23 protein-coding genes are annotated in these 22,151 nt (G+C 61.6%); 10 read left to right on the top strand and 13 right to left on the bottom strand.

Annotation, left to right across the window (positions count from 1 at the left end; genetic code table 11):
- The first annotated feature begins 316 nt into the window (after nucleotides 1–316).
- Both AC07RO_RS11520 and AC07RO_RS11515 read left to right on the top strand, forming a co-directional pair.
- Nucleotides 317–1,105 (top strand): outer membrane protein OmpK, encoded by a 789-nt coding sequence (locus AC07RO_RS11520; protein WP_192174181.1) that lies wholly within the window; start codon nucleotides 317–319, stop codon nucleotides 1,103–1,105.
- Between the two features lie 210 nt (nucleotides 1,106–1,315).
- Complete coding sequence (locus AC07RO_RS11515; RefSeq protein ID WP_192174180.1) at nucleotides 1,316–2,074, top strand: COG4705 family protein; 759 nt, start codon at nucleotides 1,316–1,318, stop codon at nucleotides 2,072–2,074.
- Nucleotides 2,075–2,184: 110 nt separating this feature from the next.
- Here AC07RO_RS11515 and AC07RO_RS11510 read toward each other — a convergent pair whose 3' ends face one another.
- Nucleotides 2,185–2,409, bottom strand: a complete 225-nt coding sequence (locus tag AC07RO_RS11510; protein ID WP_065988731.1) for a hypothetical protein — start codon at nucleotides 2,407–2,409, stop codon at nucleotides 2,185–2,187.
- Nucleotides 2,410–2,648: 239 nt separating this feature from the next.
- On the opposite strand from AC07RO_RS11510, the gene AC07RO_RS11505 reads away from it, so the two are divergent.
- Nucleotides 2,649–3,257, top strand: a complete 609-nt coding sequence (locus AC07RO_RS11505) for a TetR/AcrR family transcriptional regulator (RefSeq protein ID WP_495009952.1) — start codon at nucleotides 2,649–2,651, stop codon at nucleotides 3,255–3,257.
- Between the two features lie 3 nt (nucleotides 3,258–3,260).
- Here the strand turns inward: AC07RO_RS11505 and AC07RO_RS11500 are convergent, their stop codons facing one another.
- A complete protein-coding gene (locus AC07RO_RS11500; RefSeq protein WP_192174178.1) occupies nucleotides 3,261–3,659 on the bottom strand; it encodes a response regulator in 399 nt (132 codons plus the stop codon).
- A 542-nt stretch (nucleotides 3,660–4,201) separates the two neighbouring features.
- Here AC07RO_RS11500 and AC07RO_RS11495 point away from each other — a divergent pair.
- Nucleotides 4,202–5,833 (top strand): methyl-accepting chemotaxis protein, encoded by a 1,632-nt coding sequence (locus AC07RO_RS11495; protein WP_495086057.1) that lies wholly within the window; start codon nucleotides 4,202–4,204, stop codon nucleotides 5,831–5,833.
- A gap of 386 nt (nucleotides 5,834–6,219) precedes the next feature.
- Here AC07RO_RS11495 and AC07RO_RS11490 read toward each other — a convergent pair whose 3' ends face one another.
- A complete protein-coding gene (locus tag AC07RO_RS11490; protein ID WP_495086056.1) occupies nucleotides 6,220–7,146 on the bottom strand; it encodes a transcriptional regulator GcvA in 927 nt (308 codons plus the stop codon).
- 176 nt (nucleotides 7,147–7,322) lie between these two features.
- Between AC07RO_RS11490 and gstA the strand changes: the two genes are divergently transcribed.
- The 4 genes from gstA (at nucleotide 7,323) to AC07RO_RS11470 (ending at nucleotide 11,045) form a co-directional block, all read left to right on the top strand.
- A complete protein-coding gene (gstA, locus tag AC07RO_RS11485) occupies nucleotides 7,323–7,934 on the top strand; it encodes a glutathione transferase GstA (protein WP_495086055.1) in 612 nt (203 codons plus the stop codon).
- Between the two features lie 180 nt (nucleotides 7,935–8,114).
- Nucleotides 8,115–8,996: an urea transporter gene (locus tag AC07RO_RS11480; RefSeq protein ID WP_495086054.1), complete on the top strand. Its 882-nt coding sequence runs from the start codon at nucleotides 8,115–8,117 to the stop codon at nucleotides 8,994–8,996.
- 45 nt (nucleotides 8,997–9,041) lie between these two features.
- Nucleotides 9,042–9,908, top strand: a complete 867-nt coding sequence (locus AC07RO_RS11475) for an ion transporter (protein ID WP_463582186.1) — start codon at nucleotides 9,042–9,044, stop codon at nucleotides 9,906–9,908.
- Between the two features lie 135 nt (nucleotides 9,909–10,043).
- Nucleotides 10,044–11,045, top strand: coding sequence for a sulfate ABC transporter substrate-binding protein (locus AC07RO_RS11470; protein ID WP_346626672.1), 1,002 nt, complete (start codon nucleotides 10,044–10,046; stop codon nucleotides 11,043–11,045).
- Between the two features lie 706 nt (nucleotides 11,046–11,751).
- Here the strand turns inward: AC07RO_RS11470 and AC07RO_RS11465 are convergent.
- The 10 genes from AC07RO_RS11465 to ccmA all read right to left on the bottom strand — a co-directional run bounded on the left by AC07RO_RS11465 (nucleotide 11,752) and on the right by ccmA (nucleotide 19,473).
- On the bottom strand, nucleotides 11,752–12,168 hold the full coding sequence (locus AC07RO_RS11465; protein ID WP_495009946.1) for a hypothetical protein: 417 nt from the start codon (nucleotides 12,166–12,168) through the stop codon (nucleotides 11,752–11,754).
- Between the two features lie 21 nt (nucleotides 12,169–12,189).
- The gene (ccmI, locus tag AC07RO_RS11460) at nucleotides 12,190–13,404 is read right to left on the bottom strand and encodes a c-type cytochrome biogenesis protein CcmI (protein ID WP_495086053.1); all 1,215 of its coding nucleotides are present in this window, start codon (nucleotides 13,402–13,404) and stop codon (nucleotides 12,190–12,192) included.
- Nucleotides 13,401–13,868 (bottom strand): cytochrome c-type biogenesis protein, encoded by a 468-nt coding sequence (locus AC07RO_RS11455; protein WP_282372860.1) that lies wholly within the window; start codon nucleotides 13,866–13,868, stop codon nucleotides 13,401–13,403. Before AC07RO_RS11455 ends, ccmI begins: the two co-directional genes overlap by 4 nt.
- A 188-nt stretch (nucleotides 13,869–14,056) precedes the next feature.
- Nucleotides 14,057–14,593 (bottom strand): DsbE family thiol:disulfide interchange protein, encoded by a 537-nt coding sequence (locus tag AC07RO_RS11450; RefSeq protein WP_495086052.1) that lies wholly within the window; start codon nucleotides 14,591–14,593, stop codon nucleotides 14,057–14,059.
- A complete protein-coding gene (locus AC07RO_RS11445; RefSeq protein WP_495086051.1) occupies nucleotides 14,590–16,563 on the bottom strand; it encodes a heme lyase CcmF/NrfE family subunit in 1,974 nt (657 codons plus the stop codon). The genes AC07RO_RS11450 and AC07RO_RS11445 overlap by 4 nt, the downstream gene beginning before the upstream one ends.
- Before the next feature lie 3 nt (nucleotides 16,564–16,566).
- Nucleotides 16,567–17,040, bottom strand: a complete 474-nt coding sequence (gene ccmE / locus AC07RO_RS11440; RefSeq protein ID WP_192174169.1) for a cytochrome c maturation protein CcmE — start codon at nucleotides 17,038–17,040, stop codon at nucleotides 16,567–16,569.
- Nucleotides 17,037–17,213, bottom strand: coding sequence for a heme exporter protein CcmD (gene ccmD / locus AC07RO_RS11435; RefSeq protein WP_122536811.1), 177 nt, complete (start codon nucleotides 17,211–17,213; stop codon nucleotides 17,037–17,039). Before ccmD ends, ccmE begins: the two co-directional genes overlap by 4 nt.
- On the bottom strand, nucleotides 17,210–17,989 hold the full coding sequence (locus AC07RO_RS11430) for a heme ABC transporter permease (RefSeq protein WP_495086208.1): 780 nt from the start codon (nucleotides 17,987–17,989) through the stop codon (nucleotides 17,210–17,212). Before AC07RO_RS11430 ends, ccmD begins: the two co-directional genes overlap by 4 nt.
- 180 nt (nucleotides 17,990–18,169) lie before the next feature.
- On the bottom strand, nucleotides 18,170–18,841 hold the full coding sequence (gene ccmB, locus AC07RO_RS11425) for a heme exporter protein CcmB (protein ID WP_205482733.1): 672 nt from the start codon (nucleotides 18,839–18,841) through the stop codon (nucleotides 18,170–18,172).
- Nucleotides 18,838–19,473, bottom strand: coding sequence for a cytochrome c biogenesis heme-transporting ATPase CcmA (gene ccmA / locus AC07RO_RS11420; RefSeq protein ID WP_495086050.1), 636 nt, complete (start codon nucleotides 19,471–19,473; stop codon nucleotides 18,838–18,840). The genes ccmB and ccmA overlap by 4 nt, the downstream gene beginning before the upstream one ends.
- Before the next feature lie 161 nt (nucleotides 19,474–19,634).
- Between ccmA and fliK the strand changes: the two genes are divergently transcribed.
- Nucleotides 19,635–21,266 carry a flagellar hook-length control protein FliK gene (fliK, locus tag AC07RO_RS11415; RefSeq protein ID WP_495086049.1) on the top strand — a complete coding sequence of 544 codons (1,632 nt, stop codon included), beginning with the start codon at nucleotides 19,635–19,637 and terminating at the stop codon, nucleotides 21,264–21,266.
- Nucleotides 21,266–21,586, top strand: coding sequence for an EscU/YscU/HrcU family type III secretion system export apparatus switch protein (locus tag AC07RO_RS11410; RefSeq protein ID WP_346626666.1), 321 nt, complete (start codon nucleotides 21,266–21,268; stop codon nucleotides 21,584–21,586). The genes fliK and AC07RO_RS11410 overlap by 1 nt, the downstream gene beginning before the upstream one ends.
- Nucleotides 21,587–22,151: the final 565 nt, after the last annotated feature.

Below are 22,151 nucleotides of genomic sequence, written 5' to 3'. Positions count from 1 at the left end.
CTTGAGCACGGCTGCGCGAGTCAGTATCCTCCGCCGCCGCTCGAATTCAGTCCAATAACAACACTGCAACTAACCTGACTGACCGGACAACTCTCCGATCAGCCCGTGCATCTTCCAAACGGCATCGATAAATCGACCAATCGACTGTTATTTAAACAGCCGGCGGGGCTTTTTCGTCTTTTTTCAAGGTGTTGGCTCAGCTCTTGCTATCAACTCGAAGCTGACCAAACAGACAACTTAATCGATTAAAACCAAGGCGCCATAACAGAGCGTCCGTTCGCAAAAAACCACGACGTCAATCCAAGGGAGTATTTACATGAACCGCACGCTTTCCAGCCTGATGGCCGCAAGTAGCCTGCTTGCCGCCGCGCCGGCCATGTCGGGTGATCTGCTGCAGTGGCAGAGCAACAGCCTGACTTACCTCTACGGCAAGAACTTCGCCGTGAACCCTGAAAACCAGCAGACGTTCACCTACGAACATGCCGATGGCTGGAAATACGGCGATAACTTCGTCTTCCTCGATTACATCAACTACAACGGCAAGAAAGACGGCAGCCTGGGTAACGCCTCGACGTACGGGGAGATTTCCCCGCGCCTGTCGATGGGCAAGATCTTCGATCAGAAATTTGAGTTCGGCCCTGTCACCGACGTGTTGCTGGCAACCACTTACGAGTTTGGCGAAGGCGATGTCGAGTCGTATCTCATCGGCCCGGGTTTTGATTTGAAGATCCCCGGCTTCGATTACTTCCAGCTGAACTTCTACAAGCGTTACAACGACGGCCACCGCGCCGGTTACGGCGCCTGGCAGATCACCCCGGTCTGGTCCTACACCATTCCAGTGGGCAAGTCGGACATTCTTATCGACGGTTTCATGGACTGGGTCGTGGACAACAAACAGTCCAACAGCAAAGGCGATTACCACTCCAACCTGCACTTCAACCCGCAAATCAAATACGACCTGGGCAAGGCGCTTAATCTTCCGGACCGGCAGTTGTACGTAGGCGTCGAGTACGACTACTGGAGCAACAAGTACGGGATCAACGACACGCGCTCTTTCGACACCGACCAGAACACCGCGAGTTTGCTGGTGAAAGTGTTCTTCTGATCGCCCCGGGACGATGCTGGCAAGCGCCTTCTCAGGCCGTTGCCAGCAGGCGTCCACAGCAGAATGCCCGGGGCCTTGCGCTCCGGGCAATGAATGCGTTTTTCATTTTCATGTGACCGATTTTTAACTTCCGCTCCGGGAAGATAGGCACCGTCGGCCACTGTCGGGCAGACACTCGAACCTCCCTGTCTGAACCACCCGGTAATCACAATGAACAAACTTCCGCAGATTACGCTCGCGTTCTGGGTCATGAAGATCTGTGCCACCACGTTAGGCGAAACAGCAGGCGACTTGCTGTCGATGACCCTCGACGTTGGCTATCTGATCAGCTCCCTTATCTTGATCAGCGTCTTTGTCGTCACGCTCATCACGCAACTGGCCTCCAAACGCTATAACCCGGCGCTGTACTGGTTGGTGATTCTTTCCACCAGCACCGCGGGCACCACCATGTCCGACTTCATGGACCGTACGCTGGGCCTCGGTTATGCAGCGGGTTCGGCCATTCTGGTGGCAATCCTGCTGGCGATCTTCTCGGCCTGGTACTGGAGCGAACGGTCGTTGTCAGTCAGCCGCGTCACCACGCTGAAAGCCGAGCTGTTCTACTGGTTCGCGATCCTGTTCTCGAACACCCTGGGCACGGCGCTGGGCGACTTCCTGGCGGATGACTCGGGATTGGGTTTCATGGGCGGGGCGTTGCTGATCGGCTCGGCGATTGCCGTGGTCGTGGTGCTTCACTACACCACCCGGTTGTCTTCGGTGGCGTTGTTCTGGATCGCCTTCGTGCTGACTCGTCCGTTCGGGGCGACGCTGGGCGACGTGCTTACCAAACCCCATGAAAAAGGCGGCCTGGACTTCGGGACGGTGGGTTCTTCGATGGTACTGCTGGGCATTCTGGTGCTGCTGGTGGGCGCCGCCATGTATTACAACCGCAAGCCCGCACCGGCCTATGCAGTGATCAGCGACAAGTAAGGGCACGCTCCATCGAAGTAAGGCGCGCTTGCCTGGGACCGAAGCACTTCAACCCTCGCTACAGAGGCTGAGGTTCAACGGTCACAGGCAAACGCGGCCAGGATCCCCCCTCAGGAATGCCCTTCCCACGGGAGCGGCTTGCCCGCTCGCACCCTCGCGTTCAGCGAGCGCAGCAGGTCGAGGGGATCACGGTCTTTCATCGCATGACTCTGCTCGTCGACCCAGGTCATGACCTGCTGCCGGTCGAGCGTCGGCCGGCGGTGCAGGATTTCCACCAGCTGACGCTCGCAATGCTGGGCATACGCAACGACGCTGGAAAACAATGGGCTGTTCATGCTGCCGACACCTCGCCACCGAATACGCGTTCAGCCTTGATAAGGCGCCAGTTTAGTTGCTGCCATTCCGCTATTGCTCCCGGTACAACCCGCCACACAATAGCATTGGCGCGCCGTCGCGCCAGTGACAAAGCCGGTGGACAAAGGGGATGTTGTTGCGCAGCCGAGGCAATGTTGAGCCTGCTGCGAGGCCGGTGCTAACATTCGCCACCGCCGAGCAGGCAAGGACATACCGGTTTATGAGCAGCATCCGCGAGCGCAACAAAGAACTGATCCTGCGCGCAGCCAGCGAAGAATTTGCCGATAAGGGATTCGCCGCCAGCAAGACCAGCGACATCGCCGCCAAGGCGGGTGTGCCCAAGCCCAACGTTTATTACTACTTCAAGTCCAAGGACAATCTGTATCGCGAGGTGCTCGAAAGCATCATCGAGCCAATCATGCAGGCGTCGACGCCGTTCAATCGCGAGGGTGTGCCGGCTGAAGTGCTGACGAGCTACATCCGCTCGAAGATCCGCATCTCCCGCGAGCTGCCCTTCGCTTCAAAGGTGTTCGCCAGCGAGATCATGCACGGCGCGCCGCATTTGACGCCCGAGCAGGTTGAGCAACTGAATGGACAGGCCCGGCATAACATCGAATGTATTCAGGGCTGGATCGAGGACGGTCTGATCGCCCCGATCGACCCCCATCATCTGATGTTCAGCATCTGGGCCGCGACCCAGACCTACGCCGACTTCGACTGGCAGATTTCCACGGTGACGGGTAAAGCGACTCTGGACGACGCTGATTACGAAGCGGCCGCCCAGACCATCATCCGCCTGGTGCTCAAAGGGTGTGAGCCGGACCGCTGAAGGTCACTGGCTTTCTTCCTTGTCGTAGCCCAAGGCCCTGTTCACACCTTGCAAGAGCTGGCCGAAGCTCCAGGGCTTGCGGATGAACACGACTGGATGTACGACACCCGAGCTCTCGGGTGTCTCGTGACCTGACATGATCAGGATCGGGATCTGCGGATACTTGTTGCTCGACAGGTTCGCAAGGTCCGCACCGTTCAAGGTGCCCGGCATGAGGATATCGGTCAGGAGGAGCGCCACGTCGCCCGAGTTGCTTTCGAGGTACTTCGCCGCCTCGTCTGCAGTCTCCAGCGCATGGGTGGTAAAGCCTTCATCCTCGAGGATTTCGCAAACGAACTCGCGAATGATTTCCTCGTCCTCAACCACCAGAATGAGTCCCATGTTTGGTACGTCTGCTGCCATTTGCGCCACATCCACAATAATTATTTCCCATGCCTGCCCGGCCGGCCCTGTCCTGGACTCGGGTGTAGTCCGTACTGTGAGCGGCGCGAGCGCCGGAAATTCCATTGGGAAGCAACATTTGGTCGAAACGATGTGCAGATTCTGGAAATGAAACCGTACAAACGGGACTTTGCGGAATCGCAGGCAATAAAAAACCCGCCGAAGCGGGTTTGTGCAACACCGTCCAACTTCCTGTTGGCCGCCAATGCCTGGCAACGGTCGATCGTCCTTGATCCTGCAGCGGTCCGTTGCTGCAGTTGATGGATCCAATGTACCGCGACGAGGTGTTTCAACCTAGAGCCAAGTTCCTCAGGTCGTGTAAGCCTTTGGCTATACCTGTGTCAGTAACCTGCGGCCACACTCAGGTTTATACCGGGCAGGCCGAGATGCTTAATGACACCATGGCTTCCCTCCGCTGAGGGATGCGGGTCAATGGGCTGTCGTGCAAGCGGTTATAGAGCGGCCTGGCCGAACAAGAAGAATAAAGAAGCGGAGTGACGATCATGAATATGCGCAATCTTTCGATCAGCCGGCGCTTGTGGCTGATTCTCATCGTCGCCGTGGTGATGCTGTTCACGCTGGCGGCGGCGATGCTCAAACAGATCCACGACGATCTGTACGAAGCCAAAACCGTCAAGACCATGCACGTGGTGCAGACCGCCAGCGGCCTGCTCGATTACTACCATGGCCTCGAAACCGCCGGTACCCTGCCCCGCGAGCAGGCCCAACAGCAGGCGATGGATGCCATTCGCGGGCTGCGCTACAACCAGACTGACTATTTCTGGATCAACGACCTGCGCCCGGTGATGATCATGCACCCGGCCAATCCCAAGCTGGTAGGCCAGGACCTGTCCGGCATCAAAGACCCGGACGGCTTTCAGGTCTTCAACGAGATGGTCACCCTGGCCAAGGCCAAAGGCGGAGGCATGGTCAACTACCGCTGGCCCAAGCCCGGCGCCACTGATGCGGTCGGCAAGACCTCGTACATCTCGCTGTTCGCGCCGTGGGGCTGGATCATCGGCTCGGGCGTTTACATCGATGACGTGCAGGCCGAGTTCTACAAGCAGGTGGTCAAGGCGCTGTCGATCAGTGCCGGCATCATTCTGGTCATGGCGCTGCTGTTGATTCTCATCGCGCGCAGCATCGCCGGCCCGCTCAAGGCCACCGTCGAGGCGATGGCCAATATCGCCAGCGGCGAAAGCGACCTGACCCGCACCCTGGAAACCCAGGGCAACGACGAAGTCACGCAACTGGCCCGGCACTTCAATGCGTTCACCGCCAAGCTGCGGCGGGTGGTCAGTGAGCTGCAGTCGTCTGCGGTCGGCCTGGGTCAGGCGTCGAGTGAGCTGGGCAGCAACGCCATTCAGGCCCAGGAGCGCAGCCAGCAGCAGTCGCTGCAGATGGAGCAGGTGGCCACGGCGGTCAATGAGGTCACTTATGGCGTGCAGGACGTGGCGAAGAACGCCGAGCACGCCGCCAGCGAGATGCGCAACGCCGAATCCCAGGCGCAGCAGGGTCAGGCCAACATCGACAGCAGCCTGAAGCAGATCGGGCACCTGTCCGGCACCATCGATCAGGCCGTGGAAGTGATTCGCACGCTGGCCAGCGAAAGCACGCAGATCGGCGGTGTGCTGGAGGTGATCAGTTCGATCGCCGAGCAGACCAATCTGCTGGCGCTCAACGCCGCCATCGAAGCCGCCCGCGCGGGTGATCAGGGCCGTGGCTTCGCCGTCGTCGCAGACGAGGTCCGCCTGCTGGCCCAGCGCACGCAGAAATCCACGGCGGAAATCCAGGCGATGATCGAGCGCCTGCAGGCGCATTCGGATGCCGCAGTAAAAGTGATCGCCGACAGCAGTCGTTCTTCGCAGCTGACTATCGAGCAGGCCAACCTGGCCGGCCAGAGCCTGACGTCGATCAGCCAGGCGCTGCGCAACCTCAACGGCCTGAACGCCTCCATCGCCAGCGCGACCCTTGAGCAATCGCACGTGGTGGAAGACATCAACCAGAACGTCACCCAGGCGGCGCAGTTGTCCCAGAGCACGGCGGTGGCGGCCGAACAGTCCAGCACGGCAAGCAATCAGCTCAAGGGGTTGAGTGAACAGCTGAATGGGTTGTTGCGGCAGTTTCGGGTGTAACAACCAGATTGAGCCCCATAAGATTTGCGGTGTAACGACTGACGCTTTCCCGGCTAAAGCCAGTCCTACAGGGGTACGCGGTGTTTTCGTGGGACCGGCTGCAGCCGGGAAGAGGCCAGCCTGGGCACCCTCAATTTTGCGGTGTGACGCCTGGCGCTTTCCCGGCTAAAGCCGGTCCCACAGGGGTACGCGGTGTTTCCGTAGGACTGGCTTTAGCCGGGAAGCGGCCGGCCTGGGCACCCTCAATTTTGCGGTGTGACGCCTGAGGCTTTCCCGGCTGAAGCCGGTCCCACAGGGGCATTTTCCTCGTCCGGAGCACTGCGCTGGCGCAACAAATCATGCCCTTGGGGGATGTGAGCGCCTGGATGCCAATGAGGCGCGACGAACTAGTCCAGAAGTCCTGAAACCGAGACGGATTCGGCGCCCTGCACCAGATCGATCAGCCAGGTGCGAAATGCCACGACTTTTTTCGAATTCGCGATTTCCAGCGGCGTTACCAAATAAAAGCCCAGATCGGACTTCAGCTTGAGGTTGAACGGCGCGACCAACTTACCGGCTTTTAAATCGTCATCGACATAGGTCGAGCGGCCAATGCATACCCCCAGGCCATCGATAGCCGCCTGTACGGCCATCATGGCCAGATCGAACGTCAGCCGCGTGCCTTCTGCCAGCCTCTTCGGCTGACCGGCGGCACTCAACCACATGTTCCAGTCGTTGCTGGTCATGCCGCTGACCTGCAACAGCTTGTGATTGGCCAGGTCAACCGGGGTTTTCAAGGCTTTGGGGCCGGTAAGCAGCTTGGGGCTGCACACCGGGAAAATTTCGTCGGACATCAGCCAGTCCGACCGCAGCCCCTTCCAGTCGCCAAAGCCATAGCGGATCGCGGCGTCAATGCCGCCTTTGCGAAAGTCCACCAGATCGGTGGATGCCGTGACTCGCACGTCGATATTGGGATACGCCTCCTGAAACGAAGCCAGGCGCGGCAGCAGCCATTTAGACGCCAGCGAGACCAACGTGCTGATGGTCAACGCGCTGTTGTTTGTGGATTCCAGCAGCATTTCCGTGGAATAGCGCAACTCATGGAACGCCGAGCGGATGCCGGGCAGATACGAATGCCCTTCGGTGGTCAGTGCCAGCCCATCCTTGAGCCGCAGAAACAGGCGAATGCCCAATTCATCTTCGAGCCGGCGGATCTGATGGCTGATGGCGGTCTGCGTGACATTCAGCTCCTCCGCTGCCTTGGTAAAGCTCATATGGCGGGCAGCGGATTCAAACGCTTTCAGTCCGTTTAGTGAGGGGATTCTGGTAGCCATAAGGACCGAGGGACTCATGAGATTTTGTCATAAGGTAGCATTCAAAAAGTCCTTTGCTAAGCGCTGCCAGCGTCACTGATTCTAGCGTCGCTCCTGACCCCGAGCGTTCTGAAAACTACAACTCCCCGAGCCGGGAACACGTTTGGTCACGCACCGTTCGCTTATAGGATATCCAGATGAAATTGTACTTCGCCCCCATGACCTGCTCTCTGTCGCCACACATCGTGCTGCGTGAACTGGGCTTGCCATTCGAGCTGATCCGCGTCAACAACAAGACAAAAGCCACAGCAGACGGCCGTGACTTTCGCGACATCAACCCGAAGGGATATGTCGCTGCGCTGGTGCTGGATGATGGTCAGGTGTTGACCGAAGGTCCGGCGATCATCCAGCACCTGGCCGATCAGGTTGAGGGTAACTCGCTGGCACCGGCCAATGGCACGTGGGAACGGACGCGTCTGCAGGAGCTGCTGAACTTCATCACCTCTGAAATCCATGGGGGCAGCGCACCGCTGTTCAATGCCGATATTCCTGAAGCCACCAAAGCAATCTTCCGCCATACATTGTTCAAGCGTCTGGACTACCTGAACAAGGAGCTGGTGCAGAAAGACTATTTGCTAGGCGCCTTTGGGCTCGCTGATGCCTACCTGTTCACGGTACTGAAGTGGCTGCCGTTCTTTAATATCGACGTCAAGCACTGGCCGGAGCTGGCGTCATTCATGGAACGGGTCGAAGCACGTCCAAGTGTTAAAGCTGCCATTGCCGCAGAAGAAGCAACGCAGCCGGTTTAATCGCAAGTGACGGGGCCCTGGGCAGCGGCTGGTCTGTCAAACAAACCGGTTGAGCGCGCAGTTCTGGTTACAGGGAGCATGAGAGATCACCGCTGTTCGATGAGTACGCGCCTGCTACCTTGTCGAAACACCGATATCAAGCCATTATGTATACAATAAATACAAGCATTGAATACATACATGCCGGCCCTCCTCGCCCCATCTCCCCACCATTGCCCTGACTGGGCCGAAGCCCTGCTCAACGGTTTCAGTCAGGTGCTCCTGCAACGCAGCCCCCTCTGCGGGGTTTTCTGTCTGGTGGCGATTCTGATCAGCGCGCCCTCCTCCCTGGGCGACGCGCTGCTGGGTGCCGTCGCCGGTTTGCTCACGGCGCAACGGCGCGGGTACCCGAAAGTCAGGCGCCAGGCTGGGCTCTATAGCTACAACGGGGTTTTGCTGGGCCTGCTGATCGGCTACCGATTGGAATGGTGGCCATTGGTGCCGCTGCTGATCATCGCCTGCGGCGGGCTGAGCGCGATGCTCATGCACGCCTGGCTGGAGCGAACGCCGCGGGCGTCCTGCCTGAACGCCTACACCGCGCCCTTCGTGCTGTTTGGATGGTTGTTATTGATGTTTGTCCGGCCGACTTCAGTCGCTGTCGCAGACGTGAGTCCGATCCACGCGCTGCCGCTGGGTTTTGGTCAGGTCTTTCTGCTCGATCATCCGCTGGCCGGGGTGATGATCGGTGTCGGGCTGCTGATCGCCAATCGGCGCGCCGCGCTCTGGGCCTTTGTCGGTTGCCTCAGCGGCGTCACCTTCGTGCTGTGGAAGTCGCAGCCTGACTTGCCACTGCCCGCTCTGTGCGGCTACAACCCGGCGCTGGCCGGGCTGGCCTTCAGTCAGGCGCGGCACAAACCCTGGTTACCGGCGAGCGCCAGTGGGCTGTCGATTCTGTTGCAGCCGGGGTTTGCAGCCATGGGGCTGGCGACGCTCACCGCGCCATTCATTCTGGCCTGCTGGCTGGCGCAGGCCAGCGCCCGGCTGCTGCGTCAGGCTATCGGTGATGACAGGTTGCGCTCCTGAGCGCTTTGTCCCACGCTTTGCCGACCTTGCACGCGGAACGACCCCATGGACAGCAACATCAGCTGGCGCGAACAGCTACGCATCATCATTTTTCAAAGTGACACCAAACCCGGCCGACGCTTCGACAAGATCCTGCTGGTGCTCATTCTCTGCAGCCTGCTCGTGGCGATCATCGACAGCATCGAGGCCGTTCACCGCAACTACGCCGCTCCCCTGGCCTGGATCGAGTGGACCTTCACCTTCATCTTCGCGGTCGAGTACCTGCTGCGCCTGTACTGCTCGCCCAAACCCCTCAAGTACGCCTTCAGCTTCTACGGCCTGATCGATTTGCTGGCGATCGTGCCGGGCATCCTGGCGATCTATTACAGCGACGCGCAGTACCTGCTGATCGTGCGCGTGGTGCGCATGCTGCGGATCTTCCGCGTGCTCAAGCTCAGCCCTTATTTGAAACAGGCCAATTACCTGCTCGCCGCCCTGCGTGGCAGCAAGCAGAAGATCATCGTGTTCCTGGCCACCGTGTCGACGCTAGTGACGGTGTTCGGCACGCTGATGTACGTCGTCGAAGGGCCGGAGCACGGCTTCACCAGCATTCCCAAGGGCATCTATTGGGCGATCGTCACCCTCACCACGGTGGGCTTTGGCGACATTGTGCCGAAGACGCCGATCGGGCAAATCCTGTCGTCGCTGGTGATGATCACCGGTTACTCGATCATCGCCGTGCCCACCGGGATTTTCACCGCCGAACTGGCCAACGCCATGCGCGGCGATCAGCTGCAGCACAACTGCCCGGTGTGCGCCAAGAACGCCCATGAACCCAACGCGGCGTTCTGTTCGCGCTGCGGCAATGCGCTGTTTCCCAAGCTCGGCGCGATGGCCGCACCGGCGGACGCGCAACGGGACATAAGCACATGAGTTTTTGATCTATTGAGCCGCTGGGGACTTTGGTTATAGTCGCCAGCCATTGGCCATCTTGCCTGGTTATAACAACGGCTCTTCCAAGAGCGCATCACTAAACGCACCCCTGCTCAACGCCACAAGGAATCCACAGTGAAAAAGATCTTCGCCGCTTCCCTGCTCGCCGCAGGACTGGCTCTGGGCAGCGCTGCACAAGCCGCCGCGCCGTCGCTGCTGAACGTGTCGTATGACGTGATGCGCGACTTCTACAAGGACTACAACGCCGCGTTCCAGAAGCACTGGGAAGCTGAGCACAAAGAAAACGCGACGATTCAGATGTCCTTCGGCGGGTCGAGCAAGCAGGCGCGCTCTGTGATCGACGGCCTGCCTGCCGATGTCATCACCATGAACATGGCCACTGACATCAACGCGCTGGCCGACAACGGCGAGCTGGTGCCGAAGGACTGGGTCACCCGCCTGCCGAACAACAGCGCGCCGTTCACCTCGGCCACGGTGTTCATCGTGCGCAAGGGCAACCCGAAGGCGCTGAAGGACTGGCCGGACCTGGTCAAGGATGGCGTTGAAGTCGTGGTGCCGAACCCGAAAACCTCGGGCAACGGCCGCTACACCTACCTCTCGGCCTGGGGCTACACGCTGAAAAACGGCGGCGATGAAGCAGCGGCGAAGAAATTCGTCGGCGAGCTGTTCAGCCACGTACCCGTGCTCGACACCGGCGGCCGTGGCGCGACCACCACGTTCATGACCAACCACATCGGCGACGTGCTGGTGACTTTTGAGAACGAAGCGGAAATGATCGCCCGCGAGTTTGGTCGTGATCAGTTCGAAGTGGTCTACCCGAGCGTCTCCGCCGAAGCCGAACCGCCGGTGAGCGTCGTGGACAAAGTGGTCGACAAGAAAGGCACCCGCGCCGTGGCCGAGGAATACCTGAAGTACCTGTGGTCGCCGGAAGGCCAGGAAATCGCGGCCGCCAACTACCTGCGTCCACGGGACCCGGCGGTGCTGGCCAAGTACACCGACCGCTTCCCGAAAGTGGACTTCCTGTCAGTGGAAAAAACCTTCGGCGACTGGCGCACCGTGCAGAAAACTCACTTCAATGACGGCGGCGTGTTTGATCAGATCTACCCGGGCAAGTAAGCAACGGACGATGCGAAAACGGCGACCTGAAGAGGTCGCCGTTTTTGTTTGGCTTGACCGGTGATTCACAGCGGAATGCAGAACGTGTGGGAGCGAGCTTGCTCGCGAATGCAGTGAGCCAGACAATCCGTAAGTCACAGACAGATCGCATTCGCGAGCAAGCTCACTCCCACATGGGCCGGGTCTGCCACGCGACATCTCGGCGACCTTAAGAGCCGCCGTTTTCATCTGCCCTGATGCCCGTCGTCTGCGGGACGCGGAGCGTCCAGGGCGGCGTTACCACGCGGAGCGTGGGAACGATCAGATCAAAAGCTTCCCGGCTAAAGCCAGTCCCACTAACAGACCGCGCCCGCCCGTAGGACCGGCTTCAGCCAGGAAGCTCTTGATCTGCTTTTGATCTTCATACGCAAAAAGCCCAAACACCACAAATCGCGACTTGGGTGCAGGCTGAACGGAGGTCTCGCGGAGTGGGCCGAGCCGCATGGATGCGGCGAGAGCGCCGTCAGGGCATGGATGCCCGTTCGGCGCGGGCCCACGCAGCGGGAACGGAGTGAAGGAACCCTGAGGAACGAAGGGCCCAACCAGGAGCAAGCACCCTTGGTTACTTGGGGATGGTGCGACTTTCGACTTTTCCAAGTAACTCGCCGAAGGCGAAATGTCTGCCCTTAGGCAGACGCTCTTGATCTTGATCTCGCCGAACCAGGCCTTAATTCCCGAACTGCTTGCTCAACCCCGGCGGCACGCCACTGGCATCGGTCTCCTGCCAAGGCCCGCTTGGCGAAGTCGACCACGTCCAGCCATTGTTCCAGCGGTAATAGGTGCGCTGGCGATAAAACGTATTCGGCACGTTATCCAACACATGCACACCCAGGCGCGCATCCCAGTGACTGTTGCCACCCGGCGGCGGGGCGAAGTGCGAAGAGGTTTTCGGGCCCGGCGCCGGGATCGGCGTGGACGGCGGCGTCGCTGGCGCAGTCCGCGGGGTGCCGGGCTGCGGCGTCGGCGACGGACCGGGGATGGTCGGGATCGGCTCGGAACTCTGCGGCCCTGGATGCTGCACCGCACAGGCGGCGGTCAATCCCACCACCAGACTCAACAAGGCAAAACGGGCGACGCGATACATAAGGGCTCTCTACTCGCTGCGTTAACGGGATGACTGATCGGGGCTGTCGATGGTCAGGGCCTGCAGCGCCGTCACGTTGCTCGGCAACGGCTGGCTGCGACCGATCCATTCCCCCGCCGTGGGCTGACCGGCGCGGGACACCCGGGCCACCAGTTGGACTTCGGCGAAGTTCGACAGTTTCAGCTGCGGCATCATCGCGTCGGCGTCCGTCAGCTCGACCTCCACCGGCAAGTCGGCCACGGTCACGCGCTTGACCGCCAGCGGCGCCGGCGGGCCTGACACCGCACGGGCAAACACAAACACCGTGTCGCCCGGCTGAACCTTGGCTTTCAACGCTTCCGACAGCGTGACGCGCACCTTCAGACGTGCGCCCTGAACCGCCACCGGCTGGGTGTTTTCCAGCGTGCCCCCGCTTTGCACGACCTTGTCGCTGGCCCGTTTGATCCCGCCTTCCAGCGCCCCACGGGACGGATCGTCCGGCGGCAAAACCGCCAGCAAGCGCGTCCAGTAACTCACCGCCTGATCGAACTGCTGGCTCTCGAAGGCGTTGATGCCCATCAGGCCCAGGCTGGTGACTTCCCTGGGGTCGAGCTTCAACGCTTCTTCGGCGATCCCTTGAATCTGCGGCGTCCAGGTTTTGTTGCCAGCGAAATACAGCGCCTGGGCCAACTGACCCAGCAGCTGCGGCTGACGCCCCGCCAGCTTGGCCGCGCGCTCGAACATCCGCGCGGCATCGGCCGGGCGATCCTGGGCCATGTAGGTGCGCGCCAGAAAGTACGCGCTCTCGGCGGAATCCGGTTGTGCCTTGACCGCACGCTCCAGACGCTCGGTCATCTGCGCCAGCGAACCCGGTGGCTGTGAGAACTCCCGGGTTAGCTCGACTTTGTCCGACGCGCCGAAATGCAGATACAGCCCCAACGCCAAGACCGGGACCAGAATCGCCGCCAGTAACGGCAGCGGCTTGCCAAGCCGCGATACGCGCTCGGCGCCCACGCCTTCAGTGTCCGCAAGCAATTCGCGCGCGGCCTCGGCCCGACCGCCGTCCAGTTGCGCCGACGAGAGCACGCCCTCCTCCTGCTGCGTTTGCAGCTCGGCGATGCGCTCCTGATACAAGGCGACGTTGAGGGCGGTGCGATCTTCCTCAGTCTGTGCGCGACGGCCGCGCACCACCGGGATCAGCAGGAAACTCAGGGCCACCAGCAACAACAGGCCGGCGGCCATCCAGAAATCGATCATTCGCGGTTCTTATCCAGCAAGTGGGCGAGGCGCTGACGCTCCTCGTCGGAAAGCACGTCGGCGTTTTCGCGGCCTGAGCGGCGCCGGCGCACGACAATCACACCAATCAACACCGCGCCGCCCAACAGCAGCCCGGCCGGACCAAACCAGAGCAGCCAGGTGTGGGCATTGAGCTCGGGTTTGTAGCGCACGAACTCGCCGTAGCGATCGACCATGAAATCGATGATCTGCTGATTGCTCTGGCCTTCGCCGAGCATGCGGTAGATCTCTTTGCGCAGGTCGGCGGCGATGGGGGCGTTGGAATCAGCGATGTCCTGATTCTGGCATTTCGGGCAGCGCAGCTCGCGGGTCAGCTCGGTGTAACGGGCACGCTCGGCGTCGTCCTTGAAGGTGTAAGCATCAATCGCCGCCTGGGCCACTCCGGCAAAACTCAATGCCAATACCGCAGCCGCCAGCCGCCGCACTCCCTTCAGCAGCAAGCCAGCCGACACACCCCCAATCCCCTGTGGGAGCGAGCTTGCTCGCGAAGAGGTCCTAACATTCAACACATCTCCATGGGCTGAACTTAAGCCTTCGCGAGCAAGGTGGATCGCCACCCCGGTCGCTCCCACAAAAGCTCCATCACCATCAGCCGCCACATCATGCCGGGTGATCATTGCTTGCCCTCATCCACCAGCGCCTGATACTGGCCCGCCAGCTTCTCGCGCCACACGGTCTCGTCAATCACGCCCACATGCTTGTAGCGAATGACGCCCTTGGCATCGATCAAAAAGGTCTCCGGCGCGCCATACACACCCAGGTTCAAACCCAGGCTGCCCGCCTCATCATTGATGTTCAGCTGATACGGATCGTGAAAATCCTTGAGCCACTTCTGCGCATCGGCATTCACATCCTTGTAATTGACCCCATAAATCACCACGCCCTGCTGCGCGAGTTTGGTCAGCACCGGGTGCTCGTCGCGGCAGGCCACGCACCAGGTGCCCCAGACATTGACCAGCGCCGGTTTGCCCAGCAGGTCGGCGCGGGTCAGCGGCTTGCCGTCCTGCACTGCAGGCAAGCTGAATTCAGGGAATGGCTTGCCGATCAGCGCCGACGGCAATTCCGACGGATCCAGATACAAGCCTCGGTACAACAACCCCGCCATGCCGAGAAACAGCAGTAGCGGGATCAGCAACATCCAGCGCTTCATACTGCCGCTCCCGTCATGCCCAGCGCGTCACGCACTTTCGCGCGGACTTTGACCCGATAACGTTTGTCCAGCGCCGCCAGCAACCCGCCCAGTGCGGTGATCAGTCCACCAAACCAGATCCAGCGCACGAACGGCTTGACGTGCACGCGCACCGCCCACGCGCCGTTTTCCAGCGGTTCGCCCAGCGCCACGTACAGATCGCGTGTGAAACCGGCGTCGATGCCGGCCTCGGTCATCATCGAACGCTGCACGGTGTACAGGCGTTTTTCCGGGTGCAGCACAGTGATTTCCTGGCCGTCCTCCAGCACGCGAAGGGTGCCGCGGTCGGAGGTGAAATTCGGGCCTTGGTAATGCCGGGCACCCTCGAACACGAACATATAGCCGCCCAACTCCACCGATTCTCCGGGTGCCATGCGCAGGTCACGTTCGGCGCTGTTCTGGCTGGACAGCACAACGCCCAGCGCCAGCACCGCGATGCCGAGGTGCGCCACTTGCATGCCCCAGTAACTGCGGGTCAGCGAGCGCATCCCTTTGAGCAGACCTTTGTGCCGCGTCTTGTCGAACAGGTCGCGCACGCCGGCCAGCAACACCCAGGCCGCGAGCAGGCAGGTGGCAAGCACCGCCCAGTGGAAGTCGGCCATGGCAAAACCGGCGATCACTGCCAGCACCGCGCTGCCGACCAATACCGGCGCGAGCATGCTCAGCAGCCACTTGACCGGCGTGTCCTTCCAGCGCACCAGCACCCCCACGGCCATGACTGCCATGAGCAAGCCCATCAGCGGCACGAACAACGCATTGAAATACGGCGGGCCGACGGACATCTTCGCCCCGCTCAACGCATCCAGCACCAGCGGGTACAGCGTGCCGAGCAGAATCATCGACGCCGCCACCACCAGCACCAGGTTGTTGCCCAGCAGCAAGGTTTCCCGCGACCACAGGCCGAAGCCGACGTGGCTTTTCACCACCGGCGCGCGGATGGCGAACAGGGTCAGCGAGCCGCCGACCACCATCAACAGGAAGATCAGGATGAAGACGCCACGGGCCGGGTCGGAAGCAAAGGCATGCACCGAGGTCAGCACGCCCGAACGCACGAGGAAGGTGCCGAGCAGGCTCAATGAAAACGCCGCGATGGCCAGAAGCACGGTCCAGCTCTTGAACACGCCGCGCTTTTCGGTGACCGCCAGCGAGTGGATCAGCGCAGTGCCCACCAGCCATGGCATGAACGAGGCGTTTTCCACCGGGTCCCAGAACCACCAGCCGCCCCAGCCGAGCTCGTAATAGGCCCACCACGAACCGAGGGTGATGCCGATGCCGAGGAAGGCCCACGCCACGATGGTCCACGGCCGCGACCAGCGCGCCCACGCCGCATCAAGGCGACCGCCGAGCAAGGCGGCGATGGCAAAGGCGAATGCCACGGAAAAACCGACGTAACCCATGTACAGCATCGGCGGGTGGACGATCAGGCCGATGTCCTGCAGCAGCGGGTTGAGGTCGCGCCCGTCCTGGGGAATCTGCGGCAGGATGCGGCTGAACGGGTTGGAGGTGAGGATCAGAAACAGCAGAAAGCCGACGCTGATCATGCCCATCACCGCCAACACGCGGGCGAGCATGACCTGAGGCAACTGTCGGGAAAAGATCGACACGGCGAAGGTCCAGCCGCCGAGGATCAGCGCCCAGAGCAGCAACGAGCCTTCGTGTGCGCCCCAGACGGCGCTGAATTTGTAGTACCACGGCAGCGCGCTGTTGGAGTTTTCGGCGACGTAGGCCACGGAAAAGTCGTCGACCATGAACGAATGGGTCAGGCAGCCGAAGGCAAACACCAGAAAGGCAAACTGCCCCCACGCGGCGGGCTGGGCGAGGCTCATCCACAGACGGTCGCCGCGCCAGGCGCCCAGCAGCGGCACGATGGCCTGCACAAGGGCGAAGCACAGGGCCAAAATCATGGCCAGATGGCCGAGTTCGGGAATCATCGTTTACCCCTGTTTGTCCGGGAGAGCGGCGGGCGTGGCGGCGGGCGCGGGCTGGCCGCTGTCTTTCAGCGCTTTCGCGACTTCCGGCGGCATGTATTTTTCGTCGTGTTTGGCCAGCACTTCATCGGCAACGACCACACCGTCAGCATTGAGTTTGCCGAGGGCGACGATGCCCTGACCTTCGCGGAACAGGTCCGGCAGGATGCCGCGATAGGTGATGGGCACCGACTTGTTGAAATCGGTGACGGCAAAGGTGACATCCAGCGAATCCGACGAGCGCTGCAGCGAGCCCTGAACGACCATGCCACCGGCGCGAATCCGTGTGTCACGGGGCGCTTCGCCGTCGGCGATCTGGGTCGGGGTGTAGAACAGGTTGATGTTTTCCTTCAGCGCGCTGAGTGCAAGGCTGACCGCGATGCCGACCCCGGCGAGGATCGCCACGATGATCAACAGGCGCTTTTTTCGCAGCGGATTCACGTGATGCTCTCCCGGCGCAGACGACGCGCCTCTTGTTGCAGGTAACGCCGACGCGCGACAACCGGTGCCAGGACGTTGATCGCCAGCACGGTGAAACAGATGCCATAAGCCGACCAGACATACAGCCCGTGTTTGCCCATGGCGAGAAAATCGCTGAAAGACTCGAAGCTCATCGTTCGGCTCCGTTGCTCGGAGGCGCTGGGTGGCCAAGGTGCTTCATCAATACCTCCTTGACCCAACCGGCCCTGGCCTCGCGCTTGAGCACTTCCAGGCGCATACGCATGAGCAGAACCGCGCCGAAGAAGCAGTAAAACCCGAGCACGGTGAACAGCAGCGGCAGCCACATTTCAGCGGGCATGGCCGGCTTTTCCGTCAGGCTGAAGGTCGCGCCCTGGTGCAGGGTGCTCCACCATTCCACCGAATACTTGATGATCGGGATGTTGATCACGCCAACAATGGCCAGCACGGCGCAGGCCCTGGCGGCGCTGTCGCGGTTGGTGATGGCGTTGCCCAGCGCGATCAGGCCGAAATACAGAAACAGCAAAATAAGCATCGACGTCAGCCGCGCATCCCAGACCCACCACGAGCCCCACGTCGGCTTGCCCCAGATCGCGCCGGTGACCAGCGCCAGGGCGGTCATCCACGCACCGATGGGCGCTGCGCATTGCAGGGCGACATCGGCCATCTTCATCTTCCAGACCAGCCCGACCACGCCGCACACGGCCATCATCACGTAGCAGGACTGAGCCAGCATCGCCGCCGGCACGTGGATATAAATGATGCGAAAGCTGTTGCCTTGCTGGTAGTCGGGCGGCGCGAACGCCAGGCCCCAGACCACGCCGATGCCGATCAACAGGGCCGCAGCGATGCTCAGCCACGGCAGCAGACGGCCGCTGATGCCGTAAAACCATTTGGGCGAACCGAGTTTGTGGAACCAGGCCCAACTCATGCCGCCTTTAGCCTTGGCGCTTGTGTTCATCTCGCTGCCTTTTCATCACGGTGCTTTTCATCACGGTGCTTGTTATCACAGTGCGTCTCAGCCAGAGGCGCTGTCAGGGCAAGGCGCTTCTTATGGCTGAAGCGTCCGGGACCTGCAGACGGAAAAACTGTCCGCTCGGTCAGGGTGCGATTATTCGCCAACGCTGATCTTCAAACCAGCGGCAATTGCAAAGGGCGTCAGGGTTACCGCCAGTGCGGTCAGGCTGCCAAGCCAAAGCAGATAACCGGTCGCGGGCATGCCCTCAAGTGCAGCCTGCAGGGCGCCGCTACCGAGAATCAGCACCGGGATGTACAGCGGCAGAATCAACAACGCCAGCAGCAAACCGCCGCGCTTGAGCCCTACGGTCAGCGCCGCACCCACCGCGCCGAGCAGGCTCAGCACCGGCGTGCCCAGCAGCAGCGACAGCAGCAACACCGGCAAACACGCAGTGGGCAGGCCCAGCATCAGCGCCAGCAGCGGAGACAGCAACACCAGCGCCAGCCCGGAAAATGCCCAGTGCGCCAGCACTTTGGCCAGCACCAGCAGCGCCAGCGGCTGCGACGACAGCACCCACTGTTCGAGGGAGCCGTCTTCGAAATCGCTGCGGAACAGGCCGTCCAGCGACAGCAGCACGGACAACAGCGCGGCCACCCACACCAACCCTGGCGACAGGCGCTGCAGCAGTTGCGTGTCCGGGCCGACGGCCAGGGGAAACAGCGCGATGACGATGGCGAAGAACACCAGCGGGTTAAGCAGCTCGGCCGGGCGCCGAAACAGCAGGCGCGCTTCCCGGGCGATCAGCAGGGTAAACACCTGACTCATGCCGCCCACTGCCCCAGGTCCAGATCGCGATAACCCGCGGGTGTGCGGCTCAGCGTGTGGTGCGTGGTCAGCACCACGGCGCCGCCGTTTTCACAGTGAGCCGCCAGGTGCGCTTCGAGTTGCGCGACGCCCTGTTTGTCCAGCGCGGTGAAGGGTTCGTCGAGCATCCACAGGCCGGGGCCGGGCAAATACAGGCGGGCCAGTGCGACGCGGCGGCGCTGGCCGGCCGACAGGGTGTGGCACGGGACGTCTTCAAAGCCGCGCAGGCCGACCGCTTCGAGCGCGCGCCAGATGTCGGCGGCGTCCACGGGCGTGTGCAGCGCGCAGAGCCAGGTGAGGTTTTCCAGGGGGGTGAGTAAATCTTTGATGCCGGCAGCGTGGCCGATCCACAGCAGGTGGCGGGTCAGCTCGGCGCGTTGACTGGCGAGGGGTTTGCCGTCCAGCAGCACGCTGCCGGCGGTGGGCTGCATCAGCCCGCACAACAGGCGCAGCAGGCTGGTCTTGCCGCTGCCGTTGGGGCCGCTGATCTGCACCATGTCACCCGCGCTCAACCGCAATTCGAGATGCTCGAACAGCAGGCGCCAGTCACGCTCGCAAGTCAGCGCCACGGCTTCAAGAACGGGGATCGGCATGGGGACCTTCTTTTCGGTGGCAGCGGCACGGCGGTTCAAGTCGGGATCATGACGGCCGTTATACTGATGCAGCTTAACGGTGGACCGCCGACGCAGTCGGTGCCGGATTATACATACCCGGCCCCGCCACTCAGAGCGCAAATTTACCGAGTCGGGATCTGATGACAGGCGATATACCCAATCTTTCTCCAATAGCAGCGGCCACGGCCTTGCTGCGCGCAGGCGTGCCGACGGGCGAAGTGCTCAAGCTGATGGAGCCGCGCGAAGGGCTGTTGACCTCGGGTCAGGTGGCCAGCGCTGAAGTGGTGAGCCTCAAGCAACTGGGGCAGGACTTTCAGCTGCTGCTCAAACTGACCATGGACAACGGCCGGCAAACCACCCTCCCCGTCAGCAGTTCGCTGCCACTGACGCCCGGCACCAGCGTCAACGTCGCCCAGGGTTCAGCAGACACCCTGACCATCAGCGTGCCGGACCTGCAGAAAGCCGTCACCAACAGCCTCACCAGCATCGACACGCGGCAACTGCCCGCTGGCACGCTGCTGCAAGGCAAAGTGCTGACCACGCAAGTCGCGGCGCAGAATGTCGCGCAGTTGGCGGGGCAATCCCTCGGGCAATCCTCAGCCAGCGCGCAGCCAGCCAATTACCGTTCCATCGTCATCCTGCTCAACACGGCCCTGGCCGGCACCAGCCTGACCGTCGACAGCCCGCAGCCGTTGCGGGTCGGCAGTCTGCTCAGCGCCCAGGTGCAGAACAGTCAGGCGCTGAATTTCGTCGCCCTGCCCAATCGTCTGGACGAACTGGCCCTGGCGCAGCAGCTGTCGACGCAGCAAAGCCGTCAGGGCTCGCTGCAGGGCCTGATCACGGCGTTGCAAAACATGCCGCCGCCGGCTGCCGATGGCGACGATCTTTCGCCGTCGCTGCGGGCCAGCATCGAGCAACTGCTGGCCGATCTGCCGGACATTCCGCAGATGACCACCGCCAAGGGCGTCGCCCAGGCGCTGAATGCCAGCGGGCTGTTCATGGAGTCACGCTTGCTCGCCGGGCAGAACCCGACGCTGGTGCCGGACATGAAAGCCAATCTGCTGCGGCTGGTCACACAACTCCTGCCGGGGCTGCCGGGCAACGTCAGTTATGACGCTGCTGCCGCCGGCAATACCCTGGCGCGGGCCATGCCCAGCGTGTTGCGCAGCGCTTTCGGCACCCTGGGGCTGGTGGCGCCGCCGAGCGATACGATCAACTTTCCATTACCACCGCGCACCCTCGGCCATCCGGAGAGCAAGGACGATCTGGAGATGCTGTTGAAGCTGGCGGCAGGGGCGATTTCGCGCCTGCAGAGCCATCAACTGGGCGGCCTGGAGCAGACCCGCACCAATGCCGACGGCACCCAGGTGACCACGTGGCAGCTGGAGATTCCGATGCGCAACGCCCACGACATCGTGCCGTTGCAAGTCAAGGTTCAGCGCGAGGAAACGCCTGAGCGCGACGAGCATTCCGACACGCCAGTGCAGGAAGCCAAGGAGCGAGAAAAGCTGTGGCGGGTGGAGCTGGCGTTTGATCTGGAGCCCCTCGGCCCGTTGCAGGTGCAGGCGCAACTGATTGCCGGCAGCATCGCCAGCCAGTTGTGGGCCGAACGTGAAGGCAGCGCCGAGTTGATTTCCAGCGAGCTGGATAATCTGCGTGCGCGGTTAGTGGCGTGCGGTCTGAACGTCAAGGAACTGGAGTGCAACCGTGGCGTGCCGCCCCAAGGTCCACGGACCGTGCTCGAACAACGCTGGATCGACGAGAACGCCTGATGAGCAAACCCGAGCAGACACCGCGTCAGGCCATTGCCCTGAGTTACGACGGACACCAGGCCCCGACGCTGACGGCCAAGGGCGATGACAGCCTGGCGGAAGCCATTCTGGCGATCGCCCGGGAGTACAAGGTTCCGATCTACGAAAACGCCGAACTGGTGAAAATGCTCGCCCGCCTGGAACTGGGCGACAGCATCCCCCAGGAGCTGTACCTGACCATCGCCGAAATCATCGCGTTTGCCTGGCACCTGAAAGGCAAGTTTCCGGTGGGCTTCAACACGAATGCCGGGCCGGTGGAGCGGGATATCACGCCGCGTTGAGTGGAGGCCCGCCCGCGGCTGACGCCACGCGGTCGCTCGGCCAACACTGCCCCTGTGGGAGTGAGCTTGCTCACGAAGAGGCCGGTACATTCAGCCGCTTTCTCGGGGACTGAAAGTACGCCTTCGCGAGCAAGCTCGCTCCCACATGACGGTGGGCTGACTCAAAATCGCCGGTTGTAGGAGGACCTGTGGGAGTGAGCTTGCTCACGGAGAGGCCGGGACATTCAGCCACTTTCTCTGGGGCTGAAAGTAAGTCTTCGCGAGCAAGCTCGCTCCCACATGACGGTGGGCTGACTCAAAATCGCCGGTTGTTGCAAGACCTGTGGGAGTGAGCTTGCTCACGAAGAGGCCGGGACATTCAGCCACGTTCTCTGGTGCTGAAAGTAAGTCTTCGCGAGCAAGCTCGACTCCCACGGTAGGGTGATTCGGCTCGGGATTCCCGGTTGGCGCAAGACCTGTGGGAGTGACCGGGGTGGCGCTCCACCTTGCTAACGAAGAGGCCGGGGCATCCAGCCACGTTCTCTGGTGCTGAAAGTAAGTCTTCGCGAGCAAGCTCGACTCCCAC

The organism is Pseudomonas sp. GW821-FHT07F05, assembly GCF_059418765.1.
This window is presented reverse-complemented; position numbering and strand designations above follow the sequence as displayed.